The sequence below is a fragment of the Pseudomonas sp. p99-361 genome, assembly GCF_003935475.1.
Classification (GTDB): domain Bacteria; phylum Pseudomonadota; class Gammaproteobacteria; order Pseudomonadales; family Pseudomonadaceae; genus Aquipseudomonas; species Aquipseudomonas juntendi.
Genome location: NZ_RHQO01000024.1, coordinates 30,699 through 48,604 on the forward strand (window position 1 = coordinate 30,699; position 17,906 = coordinate 48,604).

General features: G+C 62.2%; 18 protein-coding genes and 2 tRNA genes. 11 read left to right on the forward strand and 9 right to left on the reverse strand.

The window, feature by feature from the left end; all coding sequences use genetic code 11:
• Together EGJ22_RS13015 and mgtE are read left to right on the forward strand one after the other, a co-directional pair.
• Positions 1–77: transfer RNA gene (locus EGJ22_RS13015), tRNA-Arg, on the forward strand.
• A 420-nt stretch (positions 78–497) separates the two neighbouring features.
• Positions 498–1,940, forward strand: a complete 1,443-nt coding sequence (gene mgtE / locus EGJ22_RS13020; RefSeq protein ID WP_009681472.1) for a magnesium transporter — start codon at positions 498–500, stop codon at positions 1,938–1,940.
• A 212-nt stretch (positions 1,941–2,152) separates the two neighbouring features.
• Here mgtE and EGJ22_RS13025 read toward each other — a convergent pair whose 3' ends face one another.
• A complete protein-coding gene (locus tag EGJ22_RS13025) occupies positions 2,153–2,479 on the reverse strand; it encodes an Arc family DNA-binding protein (protein ID WP_009681471.1) in 327 nt (108 codons plus the stop codon).
• A 346-nt stretch (positions 2,480–2,825) separates the two neighbouring features.
• Between EGJ22_RS13025 and phnN the strand changes: the two genes are divergently transcribed.
• The 3 genes from phnN (at position 2,826) to EGJ22_RS13040 (ending at position 4,822) form a co-directional block, all read left to right on the forward strand.
• Positions 2,826–3,422: a phosphonate metabolism protein/1,5-bisphosphokinase (PRPP-forming) PhnN gene (gene phnN / locus EGJ22_RS13030; RefSeq protein WP_029887000.1), complete on the forward strand. Its 597-nt coding sequence runs from the start codon at positions 2,826–2,828 to the stop codon at positions 3,420–3,422.
• A gap of 108 nt (positions 3,423–3,530) precedes the next feature.
• Positions 3,531–3,607, forward strand: a tRNA-Arg gene (locus EGJ22_RS13035).
• 216 nt (positions 3,608–3,823) lie between these two features.
• Positions 3,824–4,822 carry a sensor domain-containing diguanylate cyclase gene (locus EGJ22_RS13040; protein WP_029887001.1) on the forward strand — a complete coding sequence of 333 codons (999 nt, stop codon included), beginning with the start codon at positions 3,824–3,826 and terminating at the stop codon, positions 4,820–4,822.
• An 82-nt stretch (positions 4,823–4,904) separates the two neighbouring features.
• Here EGJ22_RS13040 and lpdA read toward each other — a convergent pair whose 3' ends face one another.
• The 4 genes from lpdA to EGJ22_RS13060 are packed head-to-tail and all read right to left on the reverse strand — an operon-like array spanning position 4,905 to position 9,839.
• Positions 4,905–6,284 carry a dihydrolipoyl dehydrogenase gene (gene lpdA / locus EGJ22_RS13045; protein ID WP_029887002.1) on the reverse strand — a complete coding sequence of 460 codons (1,380 nt, stop codon included), beginning with the start codon at positions 6,282–6,284 and terminating at the stop codon, positions 4,905–4,907.
• 2 nt (positions 6,285–6,286) lie between these two features.
• Positions 6,287–7,546 carry a dihydrolipoamide acetyltransferase family protein gene (locus tag EGJ22_RS13050; RefSeq protein ID WP_009684257.1) on the reverse strand — a complete coding sequence of 420 codons (1,260 nt, stop codon included), beginning with the start codon at positions 7,544–7,546 and terminating at the stop codon, positions 6,287–6,289.
• The gene (locus EGJ22_RS13055) at positions 7,547–8,605 is read right to left on the reverse strand and encodes an alpha-ketoacid dehydrogenase subunit beta (RefSeq protein WP_009684256.1); all 1,059 of its coding nucleotides are present in this window, start codon (positions 8,603–8,605) and stop codon (positions 7,547–7,549) included.
• Position 8,606: 1 nt separating this feature from the next.
• Positions 8,607–9,839 carry a 3-methyl-2-oxobutanoate dehydrogenase (2-methylpropanoyl-transferring) subunit alpha gene (locus tag EGJ22_RS13060; protein ID WP_029887003.1) on the reverse strand — a complete coding sequence of 411 codons (1,233 nt, stop codon included), beginning with the start codon at positions 9,837–9,839 and terminating at the stop codon, positions 8,607–8,609.
• A gap of 198 nt (positions 9,840–10,037) precedes the next feature.
• Between EGJ22_RS13060 and bkdR the strand changes: the two genes are divergently transcribed.
• Both bkdR and EGJ22_RS13070 read left to right on the forward strand, forming a co-directional pair.
• Positions 10,038–10,523, forward strand: coding sequence for a Bkd operon transcriptional regulator BkdR (gene bkdR / locus EGJ22_RS13065; RefSeq protein ID WP_003254485.1), 486 nt, complete (start codon positions 10,038–10,040; stop codon positions 10,521–10,523).
• Positions 10,524–10,753: 230 nt separating this feature from the next.
• Complete coding sequence (locus EGJ22_RS13070) at positions 10,754–12,094, forward strand: MFS transporter (protein ID WP_009684254.1); 1,341 nt, start codon at positions 10,754–10,756, stop codon at positions 12,092–12,094.
• A gap of 171 nt (positions 12,095–12,265) precedes the next feature.
• Here EGJ22_RS13070 and EGJ22_RS13080 read toward each other — a convergent pair whose 3' ends face one another.
• The 4 genes from EGJ22_RS13080 to flgA all read right to left on the reverse strand — a co-directional run bounded on the left by EGJ22_RS13080 (position 12,266) and on the right by flgA (position 14,836).
• On the reverse strand, positions 12,266–13,009 hold the full coding sequence (locus EGJ22_RS13080) for a flagellar brake protein (protein WP_009684253.1): 744 nt from the start codon (positions 13,007–13,009) through the stop codon (positions 12,266–12,268).
• A 79-nt stretch (positions 13,010–13,088) separates the two neighbouring features.
• Entirely contained in the window at positions 13,089–13,556 is a 468-nt protein-coding gene (locus tag EGJ22_RS13085) for a flagella synthesis protein FlgN (RefSeq protein ID WP_009684252.1), read from the reverse strand.
• 49 nt (positions 13,557–13,605) lie between these two features.
• Positions 13,606–13,920: a flagellar biosynthesis anti-sigma factor FlgM gene (flgM, locus tag EGJ22_RS13090; RefSeq protein ID WP_009684251.1), complete on the reverse strand. Its 315-nt coding sequence runs from the start codon at positions 13,918–13,920 to the stop codon at positions 13,606–13,608.
• Between the two features lie 163 nt (positions 13,921–14,083).
• On the reverse strand, positions 14,084–14,836 hold the full coding sequence (gene flgA, locus EGJ22_RS13095) for a flagellar basal body P-ring formation chaperone FlgA (protein WP_029887005.1): 753 nt from the start codon (positions 14,834–14,836) through the stop codon (positions 14,084–14,086).
• A 77-nt stretch (positions 14,837–14,913) separates the two neighbouring features.
• Here flgA and EGJ22_RS13100 point away from each other — a divergent pair, with 77 nt between their 5' ends.
• From EGJ22_RS13100 to flgC, 4 genes are all read left to right on the forward strand, one after another.
• Positions 14,914–15,843 carry a chemotaxis protein CheV gene (locus EGJ22_RS13100; RefSeq protein WP_009684249.1) on the forward strand — a complete coding sequence of 310 codons (930 nt, stop codon included), beginning with the start codon at positions 14,914–14,916 and terminating at the stop codon, positions 15,841–15,843.
• Positions 15,844–15,892: 49 nt separating this feature from the next.
• Positions 15,893–16,720 (forward strand): protein-glutamate O-methyltransferase CheR, encoded by an 828-nt coding sequence (gene cheR / locus EGJ22_RS13105; protein ID WP_009684248.1) that lies wholly within the window; start codon positions 15,893–15,895, stop codon positions 16,718–16,720.
• A 325-nt stretch (positions 16,721–17,045) separates the two neighbouring features.
• Entirely contained in the window at positions 17,046–17,456 is a 411-nt protein-coding gene (gene flgB, locus EGJ22_RS13110) for a flagellar basal body rod protein FlgB (RefSeq protein WP_009684247.1), read from the forward strand.
• A 2-nt stretch (positions 17,457–17,458) separates the two neighbouring features.
• Positions 17,459–17,902, forward strand: a complete 444-nt coding sequence (gene flgC / locus EGJ22_RS13115) for a flagellar basal body rod protein FlgC (RefSeq protein ID WP_025340101.1) — start codon at positions 17,459–17,461, stop codon at positions 17,900–17,902.
• Positions 17,903–17,906 lie beyond the last annotated feature (4 nt).

The window sequence follows — 17,906 nt, forward strand, 5'->3', positions numbered from 1 at the left end:
GGACTCATAGCTCAGCTGGATAGAGTACTCGGCTACGAACCGAGCGGTCGCAGGTTCGAATCCTGCTGAGTCCGCCATACCCCATCAAAAAGCCCGCTCAACAGAGCGGGCTTTTTGTTTCTGCGTGTCACAGAATTGTCGACCATGGCCATCTAAGCTTTCCTGTAAAGGTTGTGCCGTGGCCGGGGCGCTTCGCAGCTCCAAGGCCGCACTGCCGCGACATATGCGAAATTCAATGTGCTTTCGTACCCATGACAACCGTCGCACTGTTGGCTTCGTGCGTTGTCCCAGCTTTATCGCGCAAACGATTGTTCTAGCCAAAAATTTAAGCGATCTGACAGCTTTAGCAGTGTATGATTGCGCCCGTCAGCCCCGCCGGGGCTTGTGGAAAACCACCATGGACTTACCCAGTAGTTACTCGCTAACACGATTCATACCGAAAGATCTGACCGATTGATTCTCCCGGCGTGCTCCGCTGCTGGGAGTGGAGTTCGCCTATGACCGAAGTAGAAGTAAAAAAAGCACAGGACAGCCTGCAGGACCGCCTGGCCCAGGTGATCGAGTTGCTGCAGCGCCAGCGTGTGGTCGAAGACCTGACCCACCGCCAGGAAGGTGCGCACAACGACCTGGTCGAGAACCTGGTCCACCGCCAGAACCTCGTCGAGCTGCAGCGCAAGCTCGATGACCTTCACCCCGCCGACGTCGCCTACATCCTCGAAGCCTTGCCCCTGGAAGACCGCCTGACGGTCTGGCAGCTGGTGCGCTCGGATCGCGACGGCGACATCCTGCTCGAAGTCTCCGACTCCGTACGTCAGTCGCTGATTGCCGACATGGACGACCACGAGCTGCTGGCGGCGGCCAAGGAAATGGACGCCGACGAACTGGCTGACCTGGCGCCTGAGTTGCCGCGTGACGTTGTCCACGAGCTGATGGAAACGCTGGATGCGCAGCAACGCGAGCGGGTGCGTTCCGCGCTGAGCTACGACGAGGAGCAGGTCGGTGCGCTGATGGACTTCGAGATGGTCACCATCCGCGAAGACGTCAGCCTGGAAGTGGTGCTGCGCTACCTGCGCCGCCTCAAAGAACTGCCCAACCATACCGACAAACTGTTCGTGGTCGATTACGACGGCATCCTCAAAGGGGTGTTGCCGATCAAGCGCCTGTTGGTCAACGACCCGGAGAAGAAAGTCGCGGAGGTCATGGCGACCGACCCCGTGTCTTTCCAGCCCGAGGAAGATGCCTACGATGCCGCGCAGGCCTTTGAGCGTTACGACCTGGTATCGGCGCCGGTGGTCGACAAGAGCGAGCGCCTGATCGGCCGTTTGACCATCGACGAAATGGTCGACCTGATTCGTGAGGAAAGCGAGAGCGAAGTCCTCAACATGGCCGGTCTGCGCGAAGAAGAGGACATCTTCGCCTCGGTCTGGCGTTCGTTCCGCAACCGCTGGGCCTGGCTGGCGATCAACCTGATCACCGCGTTTCTGGCTTCGCGGGTGATCGGCGTGTTCGAGGGTTCGATTGAAAAACTGGTGGCCTTGGCCGCGTTGATGCCGATCGTTGCCGGTATTGGTGGCAACTCCGGTAACCAGACCATCACCATGATCGTCCGTGCCATGGCGCTGGATCAGGTGTCGCCGGGCAATACCAGCCGTTTGATGCGTAAAGAGCTGGCGGTATCGCTGATCAACGGCCTGGTGTGGGGCGGGGTGATCGGTGCGGTGGCTTTCTGGCTGTATGGCAGCTGGTCATTGGGGGTGGTGATGACCGCAGCGATGACCCTCAACCTGTTGCTGGCCGCGCTGATGGGCGTGCTTATCCCGATGACCCTTGCGCGACTGGGGCGGGACCCGGCGATGGGCGCGAGTGTGATGATCACGGCTGTGACCGACAGTGGCGGGTTCTTCATCTTCCTGGGGCTGGCGACGCTATTCTTGCTGTAACCCCTTTCTTGCCTTACGCGATCCCGGTAGGAGCGGCCTTGTGTCGCGATGGGGCGCGCAGCGGCCCCGGGTTCTGGCGTTACAGCCGACATTGCCGGGGCCGCGCTGCGGCCCTTTCGCGACACAAGGCCGCTCCTACCGGGGGCGAATTCCCTGTAGTGACCCACAAAAAAGCCAGCTGACGCTGGCTTTTTTGTATCCGCTGGCAACCTTCAGGAAGCGTCGGCTGCCATCTCTGCATCGTGCGCGATCAGCGCAACCAAGGCGTTTTGCTGGCGGTGGGAGAGCTGACGGAAACGTTGCAGCAACTCGCGTTCATGCAGGGACAGCTCCGGGCTGTCCAGGCGCATGCTCAGCTCGTCACCCAACGCGCCTTCCTGGATAAGGCTCTGCTCCAGGCGTGCGATGATTTCGGAGTTCATGCTGCGGTGATGGTTGCGCGCTACCTCGGCAATGCGCTCACGCATTCCGTCTGGCAGGCGGACGACGAACTTGTCAGCGGTGCGGCTCGAATAAATAGCCTGTTTCATTGGGCGCATATAAATTGACCGGATTTTGGTTCAGGGGAAGCGGTTCTCAAATTGGCCGCACGGGGGTGAAAATACGACCGTCGTGGCGACAAAATGTTCAACCGTCAGTGAAAATTGGATGCTCATCTTGCCTCAAGGTCGCCGTTTCCTTGGCGTCAATTCTGTGACAAATAGTGAGCCGGGTAAAGGCTTTGTGCCAGTACCAATTATCAGAAATGAGTACTGGTTTGAAAAGTTTTACATGCTCCGGCTCGCCTGACCGTCAGCCTTTTACCGTCAAAAACTCGTAAAAAACAGCAAAAGACCAGGAAAACCCCTAGAATGCGCCGGGTTCCCTCCATAGAGCATAGTGGCTATGCAACATGACGCAAGCGACCGCCGATCAGGGGCAGGGCGGCTGATATTTTTGATGGGCCCGTCAGGGTCCGGGAAGGATTCCATCCTGGAAGCTTCCCGTGAGCAACTGGCTGCCGCCGGCGTGGAAATCGCCCGCAGGGTCATTACCCGCTCGGCAGAAGCGCGGGGCGAAGCGGCCCATGGCGTTACCCCGCAGCAATTTGCGGCCCTGCTCGCGCAGGGCGCGTTCGCCATGCATTGGCAGGCCAATGGCCTGGACTATGGCATTGCGGTGCAGGTGGACGCCTGGCTGCAGGCGGGCAGGCCGGTGCTGGTAAATGGCTCGCGCGCCTATTTGGCCGAAGCCCGTGCGCGTTACCCGGACCTGTTGGCGGTGCTGGTCGAAGTCAGCCCCGAAGTGCTGCGCGAGCGCTTGTTGGCCCGCGGGCGGGAAACGGCGGCGCAAATCGAGCAGCGCCTGGCCCGTAATGCACGTTTACAGCACACCAGCGACCCCACCGTGCATGTGCTGGACAATTCCAACCGCCTGGAAACAGCCGTCGCCGGCCTGTTCACACTGCTGCGCGAAACGGGCGTGCTGCCCGGGGCGACGTAGTGCCAGAAAAGGATTACGCGAAAAAGCCCGGTACAGGCATGACAAATGCTGGCATGCTGGTTAACATGCTCGCCGTCCCGCTGTGCAGCGCTCGCTGCCGGTGTTTGCGTCTCAGTAGCTCAATTGGATAGAGCGTCCCCCTCCTAAGGGGAAGGTTGCAGGTTCAATTCCTGCCTGGGACGCCATTTCCCCCTCTGTTTGCCTACCTCTCCAAAGCCCTGAGGCTTGCCCCCGATCAGGCCGTCATGGCCGGTAAAAATATACGCCGTTGGATCTCTTCCGGTCTCCCAGCGCCAGGCTTATGCTTGCCACTGACAGACATGATCTTGCCGCCTGCGGCAAACACATAATGTCGGCAGCCCCTTGATGGGCACGCAGTTGCTGGGCATCAGGGAGAGCGCATGAATCAGGAAACCAGGCCGGCGCCCGCCGGCTTCAGCGAGCAGCAGTTGCACACCTTGTTCGAGTTGGTCAGCGATGGCATCTGGGACTGGAACGCCAACACCGGCTACGTTTATCGCAACCCCGGTTGGTACGCCATGCTGGGCTATGCCAACCATTCCAAGGCCAACTCGGTATTCACCTGGGAAAGTGTGATCCATCCCGAAGACTACCCCCGGGTGATGGCGCATTTCGAGGCTTACATCGAGCACCGCACCGAGCGTTACCTTATCGAGTACCGTTGCCGCTGCCAGGATGGCAGTTACCTGTGGATCGAGGACACTGGCTATATCATCGACCGCAACGCCGATGGCTCGGTGGCACGCATGCTCGGTGCGCACCGCAACATTGACGCTGGCAAGCGCCTGGTTGCGCAGCTGCAACAGAAGAACCAATCACTGGAGAGCCTGGTTGCCGAACGCACCCGCGAACTGTCCTGGGTCAACCAGCAGTTGCAGCGCCAGCTGGATGAAAACCGCGAGCTGGCCGAACGCGATGCCCTGACCCGCGTCGCCAGTCGCTACCGGCTGGAAAAGGAGCTGCAACTGGAGTGTCAGCGCGCTCAGCGCTTTCGCCAGCCGTTGTCGCTGATTGCCATGGACATGGATGATTTCAAGCCGATCAATGACCGCTATGGCCACGCGCAGGGTGACAGGGCATTGGTGCAGGTGGCGGAAAACCTGCGCAGCTGCCTGCGTGATTTTGACCTGTTGGCGCGTTGGGGGGGTGACGAGTTCATCATCGTGCTGCCGCAGACCGCCCTGAGCGAGGCGTTGGACGTAGCAACGCGCCTGCGCCAGGCCGTACAGCGGCTGGAGCCGGTGGGCGACTGCCAGCTGACCATGAGCTACGGCGTGGTACAGCGGCGCGGCGGGGAAGACCAGGTCGAGCTGCTGGCGCGGGCGGACCAGGCGCTGTACCGGGCCAAGGGCAATGGCAAGAACGTCATAGCCGAGTAGCCTGTGCCGGCCCCGTGAGTAAAAAAAAGACCCGCGGCGCCTCACGGCGCAGCGGGCCAAATCGGCCTTGGCCCCTTCAGTGTCATATATGCAGGGCGTGCCCCAAGGCGCGCAGTGCCGCTTCCTGTACCGCCTCACCCAGTGTCGGGTGGGCATGGATGGTACCGGCCACATCCTCCAGGCATGCGCCCATCTCCAGCGACTGGGCAAACGCCGTGGACAGCTCGGAAACGGCCACGCCAACCGCCTGCCAACCCACGATCAGATGGTTGTCACGGCGCGCCACCACGCGCACGAAACCGCTTTTCGACTCCAGGCTCATGGCCCGGCCATTGGCAGCAAACGGGAACTGCGCGACGATGCAGTCCAGGCCCTGCTGGCTGGCCTGCTCCGGGGTCTTGCCGACTACCACCACTTCCGGGTCGGTGAAGCACACGGCGGCAATGGCTGCCGGCTCGAAACGGCGGGTTTTGCCGGCGATGATCTCGGCCACCATCTCGCCTTGGGCCATGGCCCGGTGCGCCAGCATCGGCTCGCCAGCCACGTCACCGATGGCCCAGACATTGTGCATGCTGGTCTGGCAGCGCTCGTCGATGGCGATGCCGGCGCCGTTCATCTCCAGGTCCAGGCATTCCAGGTTGAAGCCGCGGGTGCGTGGTCGGCGGCCGACCGCCACCAGTACCTGGTCAGCCTCCAGGCGCAACTGCCCACCCTGGCCATCATTGGCCAGCAGGCAGCCATCTCGGTAACCCTCGACGGTATGGCCCAGGTGCAGGGCGATGCCCAGCTTTTTCAGCGACTCGGCCACCGGTGCGGTCAGTTCAGTGTCGTAAGTCGGCAGAATGCGCTCGCGCGCTTCCACCACGCTGACCCGCGCGCCCAGTTTGCGATAGGCGATACCCAGCTCCAGGCCGATGTAACCACCGCCCACCACCACCAGGTGTTGGGGCAGGGCTTTGGGTGCCAGCGCTTCGGTGGAGGAAATGACCGCGCCACCCAGCGGCAGCATCGGCAGTTCAACGCTGCTGGAGCCGGTGGCCAGTAGCAGGTGTTCGCACTGGATACGTTGGCCATCGACCTCGACCTGCTTGCCGTCGAGCAGCTTGGCCCAGCCATGCACAACCTTGACTCCGTGTTTTTTCAGCAAGGCGGCGACCCCGGTTGTCAGGCGGTCGACGATCCCGTCCTTCCAGGCCACGCTCTGGCCGATGTCCAGGCGCGGCGAAGCCACGCTGATGCCCAGCGGTGAGGCTTCGGTGTAGCGGGTTGCCTGGTGGAACTGCTCGGCCACGTGGATCAGTGCCTTGGACGGGATGCAGCCGATGTTCAGGCAAGTGCCGCCCAGCGCCTGGCCCTCGACCAGCACCGTGGGTATGCCCAGTTGCCCGGCGCGGATGGCCGCGACATAGCCGCCAGGGCCGCCGCCGATGATCAGCAAGGTGGTTTGTAGGGTTTGTTGCATGATCACTCCACGAACAGGCAGGCAGGTTGTTCGAGCAGGCCACGCACGGCCTGGATGAACAGGGCGGCGTCCATGCCATCGACCACCCGGTGGTCGAACGAGCTGGACAGGTTCATCATCTTGCGCACGACGATCTGGCCGTCGATCACCACCGGCCGCTCGACCATGCGGTTGACGCCGACGATCGCCACCTCCGGCGTGTTCACCACGGGCGTGCTGACGATACCGCCCAGCGCTCCGAGGCTGGTCAGGGTGATGGTCGAACCGGACAGTTCTTCGCGGTTGGCCTTGTTGTTGCGCGCGGCATGGGCCAGGCGCGTGATCTCGCTGGCGTTGGCCCACAGGCTGCCTGCTTCGGCGTGGCGCAGCACCGGCACCATCAGCCCGTTGTCCCCTTGCGTGGCGATGCCGACATGCACCGCACCATGGCGGGTGATGACCTGCGCTTCGTCGTCGTAGGTCGCGTTGATCTGCGGGAAATCACGCAGCGCCACCACCAGCGCACGCACCAAGAACGGCAGCAGGGTGAGTTTGCCGCGGCTGTCGCCGTGCTTGCTGTTGAGTTGCTGGCGCAGGGCTTCGAGGGCCGTGACGTCGATTTCTTCCACGTAGCTGAAGTGCGCGACCCGGCGCTTGGCGTCCTGCATGCGCTGGGCAATTTTGCGGCGCAGGCCGATCACCGGCACCTGCTGGCTGTCGGTGCGCTTGGCATAGCCATTCGGCGCCTGCCCAGTGCTGCTTTGCGGCTTGCTCATGAAGGCGTCGAGGTCTTCGTGCAGAATGCGCCCGGCCGGGCCGCTGCCATGCACGTAGCGCAGTTCGATACCCGCATCCAGGGCGCGCTTGCGCACGGCGGGCGAAGCCAGCGGCTTGTCGCCCGGCTGACGCGGCACGATGGGCGGGGTTTCGTGGTTGGCCGGTGCCTGGCAGGCGACCGGTTTCACGGGTTCCTGCGGCGCTGCCGGCGCAGCTGCAGTTTCCACCTGTACGGCCTGCGGCACATCCACATGGTTACCGCTGCCTTCCACCTCGATGCGGATCAGCTCGCTGCCGACCGCCATCACTTCCCCGGGTTGGCCGCCCAAGGCCAATACTTTGCCACTGACCGGCGAAGGGATTTCCACAGTTGCCTTGTCGGTCATGACATCGGCCACCACCTGGTCTTCGGCGATGGTGTCGCCGACCTTGACGAACCATTCCACCAACTCTACCTGCGCAATGCCTTCGCCAATGTCCGGCATCTTGATGACGTGCGTGCCCATTCAGACCTCCATGACCTTTTTCAATGCCGCGCCTACCCGCGAAGGCCCAGGGAAGTAAGCCCATTCCTGTGCGTGAGGGTAGGGGGTGTCCCAGCCGGTGACACGCTCGATTGGCGCCTCCAGGTGGTGGAAGCAGTGCTCCTGCACCAGCGACACCAGTTCGGCACCAAAGCCACAGGTGCGGGTGGCCTCGTGCACTACCACGCAGCGGCCGGTTTTTTTCACCGATGTGACAATGGCCTCGAGGTCCAGCGGCCAGAGGCTGCGCAGGTCGATCACTTCGGCATCGACGCCGCTCTCTTCAGCTGCCACCTGGGCGACGTACACGGTGGTGCCGTACGTCAACACGGTCACGTCATTGCCTGGCCGGGCAATGGCGGCCTTGTCCAGCGGTACGCTGTAGTAGCCGTCGGGCACGGCACTGTGCGGGTGTTTCGACCAGGGTGTCACGGGGCGGTCGTGGTGGCCGTCGAACGGGCCGTTGTACAGGCGCTTGGGCTCCAGGAAAATCACCGGGTCGTCGCATTCGATCGAGGCGATCAGCAGGCCCTTGGCGTCGTATGGGTTCGATGGCATGACGGTACGCAGGCCGCACACCTGGGTGAACATGGCTTCCGGGCTCTGGCTGTGGGTCTGGCCACCGTAAATGCCGCCGCCGCAGGGCATGCGCAGGGTCAGCGGGGCGATGAATTCACCGGCCGAGCGGTAACGCAGGCGGGCCATTTCGGAAACGATCTGGTCAGAGGCAGGGTAGAAGTAGTCGGCAAACTGGATTTCCACCACCGGGCGCAAACCGTAGGCGCCCATGCCTACCGCGGTGCCGACGATACCACTCTCGGAGATCGGCGCGTCGAATACGCGCGACTTGCCGTACTTGGCCTGCAGGCCCTCGGTGCAGCGGAACACGCCGCCAAAGTAGCCGACGTCCTGGCCGTACACCACTACATTGTCGTCGCGTTCAAGCATGACATCCATGGCCGAGCGCAGGGCCTGGATCATGGTCATGGTGGTGGTGGCCATGGCGGTTTCCGGGTTGATGCTGTTGTTGTGGTCGTTCATGTCAAACCCCCAGTTCCTGGCGTTGGCGGCGCAGGTGGTCGGGCATTTCCTTGTACACGTCTTCGAACATCGAGGCAGCGCTCGGGATGTGACCGTTGGCCAGGGTGCCGTATTGCTCGGCCTCTTTCTGCGCGGCGATCACCGCCGCTTCGAATTCGGCGGTGGTGGCCTGGTGTTCTTCTTCGGACCAGTGGCCGATCTTGATCAGGTGCTGCTTAAGCCGGGCGATCGGGTCACCCAGCGGGAAGTGGCTCCAGTCATCGGCGGGGCGGTACTTGGACGGGTCGTCAGAGGTCGAGTGCGGGCCGGCGCGGTAGGTGACCCACTCGATCAGGCTGGGGCCCATGCCACGGCGCGCGCGTTCGGCGGCCCAGCGCGAGGCGGCGTACACCGCGACGAAGTCGTTGCCGTCGACCCTCAGCGAGGCGATGCCGCAGCCCACGCCACGGCCGGCGAAGGTGGTCGATTCGCCACCGGCAATGGCCTGGAAGGTCGAGATGGCCCACTGGTTGTTGACCACGTTGAGAATGACCGGCGCCCGGTACACGTGAGCGAAGGTCAGGGCGGTGTGGAAGTCCGACTCGGCGGTGGCGCCGTCGCCGATCCACGCCGAGGCGATCTTGGTATCGCCCTTGATCGCCGAGGCCATCGCCCAGCCGACGGCTTGCACGAACTGGGTGGCCAGGTTGCCGCTGATGGTGAAGAAGCCGGCCTCGCGTACCGAGTACATGATCGGCAGCTGGCGGCCCTTGAGCGGATCGCGCTCGTTGGACAGCAACTGGCAGATCATGTCCACCAGTGACACGTCGCGGGCCATCAGGATGCTTTGCTGGCGGTAGGTGGGGAAGCACATGTCGGTGCGGTTCAATGCCAGTGCCTGGCCGCTGCCGATGGCTTCCTCGCCCAGGCTCTGCATGTAGAAAGACATCTTCTTCTGGCGCTGGGCAACCACCATGCGGCTGTCGAACACGCGGGTCTTGAGCATGGCGCGCATGCCCTGGCGCAGGACCTGCGGGTCGATGTCTGCAGCCCACGGGCCCTGAGCGTTACCTTGCTCGTCAAGGACGCGGACCAGGCTGTAGGAAAGGTCGGCGGTGTCGGCAGCATCGACATCCACAGGAGGCTTGCGGGCTTGACCTGCGTCGTTCAGGCGCAGGTAGGAAAAATCGGTCTGGCAGCCTGGCCGGCCGGTGGGCTCGGGCACATGCAAACGCAGGGGGGCGTACTCGTTCATGCTTTTTACGCTCGCTCGGGTATTTGTTTTTGTGAGCTTTGAAGCGGCCGCCGCTGAGTGCCGGCTTGTGACTGGCAGGTCAGCGTCACCTACATCTTAGTGGCCCGGCAGGAGAATTTTTCTCTCAAGTTGATTGCCTTTGCTGTGCGCGACAGATAAACATTCCGTATAACCAAAAAAAACCGGTGATTTTGTCTCATGCGCAAACTCGATCGTACCGATATCGGCATTCTCAACAGCCTGCAGGAGAACGCCCGCATCACCAATGCCGAGCTGGCACGCTCGGTGAACCTGTCGCCCACGCCCTGTTTCAACCGGGTGCGGGCCATGGAAGAGCTTGGCGTGATTCGGCAGCAGGTGACGTTGTTGTCGCCCGAAGTGCTGGGGCTGGATGTGAACGTGTTCATTCATGTCAGCCTGGAGAAACAGGTGGAGCAGTCGCTGCATCGCTTCGAGGAAGAAATCGCCGAGCGGCCCGAGGTGATGGAGTGCTACCTGATGACCGGTGACCCGGACTACCTGCTGCGGGTACTGCTGCCAAGCATCCAGGCGCTGGAGCGGTTTCTCGATTACCTGACCCGGTTGCCGGGGGTGGCCAATATTCGCTCGAGTTTTGCCCTGAAGCAGGTGCGCTATAAAACCGCCCTGCCGCTGCCAGCCAATGGCATGACCTTGCGCGAGTGAGCCATGCAGCGCCGTTGGCGTGGGAACTGTTGAACTGCGAATTCATCGAAGGCTAGGTCGCCAGCAGCCGTGCCAAACAGCGCGTGCTGGCAGTACCAGCCTGATCGCGACACCACCTGCACCGGACACGCCGCCATGGCGGCAAATCGCTCAAGGGGGCCTGCGCCGAGCGGGTTTTGCCCTTATGCTGCTAGCAGCCCGCCACCTGACCAGGGAGCTCCTCGGTACCTATGCGAAATGTATGGAAGCCGTTTCAGTCGTTGTATTTCGCCGCGCTGATGATGTTGATCGGCTCGGGTCTGCTCAGTACCTACCTCGCCCTGCGCCTGGCTGCCGACCACGTCGACAGCTTGTGGGTAGGTGCCTTGATGGCGGCCAACTACTTTGGCCTGGCAGTGGGCGGCAAGGTCGGCCACCGGCTGATCGGTCGGGTCGGGCACATACGCGCTTACGCCACCTGCGCCGGCATCGTTGGCGCGGCGGTGCTCGGCCATGGCCTGACCGACTGGCTGCCGGCGTGGGTCGGCCTGCGCATGATTGTTGGCTTGGGCATGATGTGCCAGTACATGGTCATCGAGAGTTGGCTCAACGAGCAGGCGGATGTGAAGCACCGCGGCGCGGTGTTCAGCGGGTACATGATTGCCTCGTACCTGGGCCTGGTGCTCGGCCAGCTGATTTTGGTGGTGCACCCGGCGCTTGGCCCGGAACTGCTGATGCTGGTGGCTATGTGCTTTGCGCTGTGCCTGGTGCCGGTGGCCATGACCCGGCGTATTCACCCGGCACCCTTGCGCCCGGCCCCGATGGAGCCGAAATTCTTCATCAAGCGCGTGCCGCAGTCGCTCAGCACCGTGCTCGGCTCGGGGCTGATCGTGGGTTCGTTCTACGGCCTGGCGCCGTTGTATGCCTCCAGCCAGGGCATGAGTACGGAGCAGATCGGTTTGTTCATGGGTAGCTGCATCTTTGCCGGCCTGCTGGTGCAGTGGCCGCTGGGCTGGTTGTCCGACCGTTACGACCGGGCGGTACTGATCCGCAGCGTGGCGGTGGGCCTGGCACTGTCGGCAGCGCCGTTGGCGGTACTGCCCAGCGTGCCGCTGGAGTTGCTGTTCGGCATCGGCTTCGTGATTTCGCTGTTGCAGTTCTGCCTGTATCCGCTGGCGGTGGCGTTTTCCAACGACCACGTGGAAAGTGAGCGGCGGGTGTCGTTGACCGCGATGCTGCTGGTGACTTACGGCGTTGGCGCCTGTATCGGGCCATTGGCGGCTGGCGTGCTGATGAAGGTGCTGGGCGCGCAGATGCTGTATGCCTTCTTCGTGTTCTTTGCGCTGGTGCTGGTGTGGCGCATCCGGCCGAAGGCGGTTACCGGCTTGCACCAGGTGCAGGACGCACCGCTTGGTCACGTGGCGATGCCGGCGGCCGGTTCGCCATTGTCGGCGGCCCTGGACCCGCGCGTGGATGAGCAGACCGTGCAGGATGTAATGCAGGCACCGGTGGCGGCAGAGGATACCGAGGCGGAAGAGAAGGGGGCCGAGCAACAGGCGCCCGAGGCTGAAGACGCGAGCAAGTCAGTGTAAGCCTGTGCTGGCCTCTTCGCGGGCTCGCCCGCTCCCACAGGGTCACTGCCAGCCTCGAGGGCAGTGCAATACCTGTGGGAGCGGGCAAGCCCGCGAAGGGGCCAGCACAGGAGAAACACAAACGAAAACGCCACCTCGAAAGGTGGCGTTTCTGCTTTAACCAGCCGACGGTCAATAGTCGTCTTTGTCGAACCGCCGCGCCTCACGCTGCAGCTGGTACACGAAACTCTCGACCTTGCGCTGTGCCGGGCCGCTGAGGTTGTGGAAGCGTACGCCGGCAAAGGTGGTGTTGATGCGCTCTTCGTAATGCAGGTGGCGCAGCTCGACCATGGTGTCGACCAGGCCCAGCGGGTTACCCGCCTTGAAGCGCTCATACACCTGGCCCAGTTGCAGGCGGCTTTCGACATCGCCCTCGAAGCGCAGTTTGCAGCCGGTGGCGGAGATGTCCAGCAGCTTGCCCCGCAGGGCACCGTTGCCTTTGAGGTGGGTACCGTCAAGGATCACGTCGACCAGTTGCGACAGCTTAAGCGCGGCGCGGAAGGCATTGCGGCGCTGGTGGTAGGTCATCTCGACTGGCAAGGGGCCGCTGTAGCAGCGGTGGCCGTTGACTTCGCTGATCTTCAGGGCGTGGTTGCATTCCCAGGCAATACGCACGCCGTCGTGGAAGCCTTCGACACGGAAGTGTTCACCGCTCTCGATGAACTTCTCGCCGTCACGGGGGATCATTTCATCCAGCGCCAGGGTGTTGCTTTCACGGTCCACGTGCGTCACGTAGCTCTGGAAGCGGTGGCTGCGGTCATGGAAGGTGATGATCAGCGGGTCGTGGCTTTCTTGCAGTTGCCGCAAGTTGGCCGCAATCTCCAAAGGGGTGCTCAGCACCTTTGGCGGTTGCGGGGCATCTGATTCATTGAACACGGCTTATCGTTCTCCAGGCAAAAGCGACTCACGCAAGTAACGGCATTTTGCCAGTATGTTCCGTGCCTTGATAGAAAAATCAGACTTGGCTGAGGGCGCGTGGCTTGCTCAGCAGCGATGTGCCGCCACGGCTGTCGTACAGCGACGGCGAGTCACCGCCGTGAAGGATGCGGATCTGGTTGCTGGTGACGTGCTGCTGCACCTGGATGATACGGCCATTGGTCTGGTTGACCTGTTGGCACTCATCCATCAGTTGCGCCAGCATATCCAGCCGCTGCAACAGCACATCACCGTGCGGCGACTGCGCGGCCATGGCCTGCACGCCGCTGCGGTCGGCACTCAGCCCCAGGCTGGCAAGCAACTGGCTGCGGCGCTGGCCATGCTGTTCGAGCAAGATGATCAGCGACTGCTTGCGCGCCAGGATCTGCTCCAGCAGCGGCATGTCGCGGCCGTGCAGGGCGATCGCTTCCTTGTGCAGAAGGTCTAGCAGTTCCTGCATCGGGGCAATGTCATCTTCGATCAGTTGCAGCAAAGTGGTGTCGTGCATGGCTAACTCTTGGCTTTTCTAGCGTCCGTGAAGTCAGCGCGCCGCTCGGTCAGCGCTGGGCTTCGAAATCAAGCAGTTTGCTGGCGACCCGGCCGGCATCGACCTGGTAGCTGCCGTCGGCGATAGCCTGTTTCAACTGAGCCACACGGGCGCTGTTGACCACCGGTTCGTCGCGCAGCTTGTCGCTGATCTTCTGCAACTGCTGGGCCTCTTGGCTGAGGTGTACCGCTTCTCCGCTGGCGCCGGTGTCTTTCACCGCTTCCTGGCTGGCTGCCGGTTTTTCGGCGCTGCCGGTGGCGCTGTTACCGCGCACGCCGCCCGTGACGGACGGAGAGTTATTCAAACGACTGAAGTCGATGACCATGATCAGAAACCTCTGGGTATTTGGACGCTTGCCTTGTTTTCGGCCAACCCGATAGAAACTTTAGGCACAAATGCGTTGCCGCCTGTCAGCAAGCTCGCCACCCGTTTTCTGACACAGTTTAGGAAATGCGGTTCCGCACCGCCAGCGCCTTCTGGCGATTGGTCTACATGCTGACCTCGACCTGGCCAGGGCCGGTGACCCTGGCCTTGACCACCCGTTTCGAATTGAGGTTGCGTACCCTTATCTGCTCGCTGAGGCCGCCCTTGCTCAGGGCTTCGCCTGGCATGCGCACGCTCAGGCTACCGCTGCGCGCCACGATGACCACCTGATCACCCTTGCGCACCACCTCGGCCTGCTCCAGGTGCTGCGGGGTGAGCACCTGGTCGATCACCGTGGGGCGCAGCATCTTCATGCCCACGGCTTGGTCCAGTTCGCTGAGGAAGCCCTGGCCCAGGGTGCCGACATCCCGTTCGCGCAGGGCCACGTCGCCTTCACCAACGACGTTGTCACGCTTGAGCGGGCGGGTTACCACCACCACGTCGCGGAACAGCCGCACCGTGGCGGGAACGAATACCGTCCACGGCGCGGCGCCATTGCAGCGCACCCGCACGGTCACCCGGCCCAGTGGCTGCGCGGGGCTTTCCAGCGAGGCGTCCAGTTGCTGGCTGCACAACGGCATGCGCAGGCGCGGGTCCAGCGAGCTGACCTCGATTTCATAGCGGCCGGCGGTCTGGGTACTGGTCAGATAATCTTCGACGGTAAATTCAAGAAACCCTTGGGTGACACCGATAAGCTGTTCAGGCAAGGTGAACGCGTCCGCTAGCGTGCGAACGCCGGGCATCAGCAGGCACAGCGTGGCCAGCGAGCCAGTCAGCAGGCGCGTCAATCGTCGGAAAAATGTCGTTTTCGTGTACATGACGCTCAAAAAAGCAAAGCCCGTGCCGACTCACTGTTCGAGTTGCAACGTAAGGCTGAAATGTTAAGGAGTCTGGCATGGCGGGTGTGATGGATTCGGTCAACCAGCGCACGCAGCTGGTGGGGCAGAATCGCCTGGAGTTGCTGCTGTTCCGCCTCAATGGCGAACAGCTTTACGGCATCAACGTATTCAAGGTCAGGGAAGTGCTGCAATGCCCTGCGCTGACCCTGCTGCCCAAGGCGCACCCGGTGGTGCGCGGGGTGGCCAACATTCGTGGGGCGACCATCCCGATCCTCGACTTGTCGATGGCGACCGGGCTGCGACCGCTGCAGGAAGACACGCGCAAGAGTTTCGTGATCATCACCGAGTACAACACCAAGACCCAGGGCTTTCTGGTGCATTCGGTCGAACGCATCGTCAACATGAACTGGGAAGAGATCCACCCACCACCCAAGGGTACCGGCCGGGACCACTACCTGACCGCCGTCACCCGGGTGGATAACCGCATGGTCGAGATCATCGACGTGGAGAAAGTGCTGGCCGAGGTGGCACCTTCTTCCGAATCGGTATCGGCCGGGGTGGTCGATGCCGAGGTACAGGACAAGGCCGTGCTGCTGCGGGTGCTGACCGTCGACGATTCGTCGGTGGCACGCAAGCAGGTCAGCCGCTGCCTGCAGACCGTCGGGGTGGAAGTGGTGGCGCTCAATGACGGCCGTCAGGCCTTGAACTACCTGCGCCAGCTGGTAGAGGAGGGCAAGAAGCCGGAAGAGGAGTTCCTGATGATGATCTCCGACATTGAAATGCCGGAAATGGACGGCTATACGCTTACCGCGGAAATTCGCAGTGACCCGCGCATGCAAAAACTGCACATCTGCCTGCATACTTCGCTTTCCGGGGTGTTCAACCAGGCGATGGTCAAGAAGGTCGGCGCTGATGACTTCCTGGCCAAGTTCAAGCCGGACGACCTGGCCCAGCGGGTGGTCGACCGGATCAAGGCAGCGCATTGAAGCAGCCGGGGCAAGCCCTGGCACCAGTGATTGAAAAGAGGCGGCAGTAGTGTCTACGGGTAATTTGGATTTCGAACAGTTCCGGGTCTTCCTGGAGAAAGCCTGTGGCATCCTGCTGGGGGAAAATAAGCAGTACCTGGTTTCCAGCCGTCTCAACAAGCTGATGGAGCAACAGGGCATCAAGAGCCTGGGTGAGCTGGTGCAGCGCATCCAGACCCAGCCGCGCGGCGGCCTGCGCGAGCAGGTGGTCGATGCCATGACCACCAACGAGACCTTGTGGTTTCGCGACACCTATCCGTTCGAAGTGCTGAAGAACAAGGTTATCCCCGAGTTCATTCGCAACAACCCTGGGCAGCGGCTGCGCATGTGGTCCGCCGCCTGCTCGTCGGGCCAGGAGCCGTATTCCATCTCGATGGCCATTGACGAGTTCGAGCGCAGCAACCTCGGCCAGCTGAAGATGGGTGCGCAAATCGTGGCTACCGACCTCTCCGGTACCATGCTGACCAACTGCAAGACCGGTGAGTACGACAGCCTGGCGATTGCCCGCGGTTTGTCCCAGGAGCGCCTGCAGCGTTATTTCGACCCCAAGGGGCCTGGGCGCTGGGCGGTCAAGCCGGCGATCCGCAGCCGCGTCGAGTTTCGTGCCTTCAACCTGCTCGACAGCTATGCCAGCCTGGGCAAGTTCGACATCGTGTTCTGCCGCAACGTGTTGATCTACTTCTCGGCGCAGGTGAAGCGCGACATCCTGCTGCGTATTCACAGCACGCTGAAGCCGGGTGGCTACTTGTTCCTCGGCGCCTCGGAGGCGTTGAACGGGTTGCCGGACCATTACCAGATGGTGCAATGCAGCCCGGGGATTATCTACCAGGCCAAGTAAGCAGAAGGCCGGCGACGAAAGTTGCCGGCCTTTTTGTTTGCCTGTACCGCCTTCAGGCTTGCATGGCCCCTGTGGGAGCGGGCATGCCCGCGAAGAGGCCGGCTCAGGAAAACCCTGACGTCAAATTTTTGTTTTGCCGCTTTTGCCAACCGGCAATTGCCGCTTTCACTGCCAAAGGCGGAAGGCCTTTGCCGCTTTTCTGGCATCACGCTGACAGCATGCCGCGCGCATACCCTATATTTTCGGGGGGCAGGGGGGGGTTGGCACAGCCCTTGCTATAGCTTGCTCAACAAAACTCCGGTCAACCTCTGAAGGTTTCCCCGATATGAGCATCAGTTTCGACAAGGCGCTTGGCATTCACGAAAAGGCCCTGGGCTTCCGCGCCCAGCGCGCCGAAGTGTTGGCCAACAACATTGCCAACGCCGACACGCCCAACTACAAGGCGCGCGACATGGACTTCTCTTCGGTGCTCGCCGCCGAAACCAGCAAGCAGCAAAGTGGCCGCTTTGCCATGGAGCGGACCAACAGCCGGCACATCGAAGCCGAAGGCCTGGCCGTCGCTGCTGACGACACGCTCAAATACCGCACGCCGCTGCAGCCTTCGATCGACCAGAACACCGTCGACGCGCAGATCGAGCAGTCGAACTACACCGAAAACGCCATTGGCTTCCAGGCCAGCTTCACCTTGCTCAACAGTAAATTCAAAGGGCTGGTTTCAGCCCTGCGGGGAGAATGACCATGTCCCTTTCCAGTGTCTTCAATATTGCCGGTAGCGGCATGAGCGCGCAGAACACGCGCCTGAACACCGTCGCTTCCAACATCGCCAACGCCGAGACAGTCTCGTCGAGCATCGACCAGACCTACCGCGCTCGCCATCCGGTGTTCGCCACGACCTTCCAGGATGCACAGGCTGGCGGCAGCCAGTCGCTGTTCGAGGACCAGGGTGAAGCCGGGCAGGGCGTGCAGGTAAAGGGCATCGTCGAAGACCAGAGCAACCTTGAAGCCCGCTACGAGCCGAACCACCCGGCGGCGAACAAGGACGGCTATGTCTACTACCCGAACGTCAACGTGGTCGAGGAGATGGCTGACATGATCTCGGCCAGCCGCGCGTTCCAGACCAACGCCGAGCTGATGAACACGGCCAAGAGCATGATGCAGAAAGTGCTGACCCTGGGGCAGTGATAGG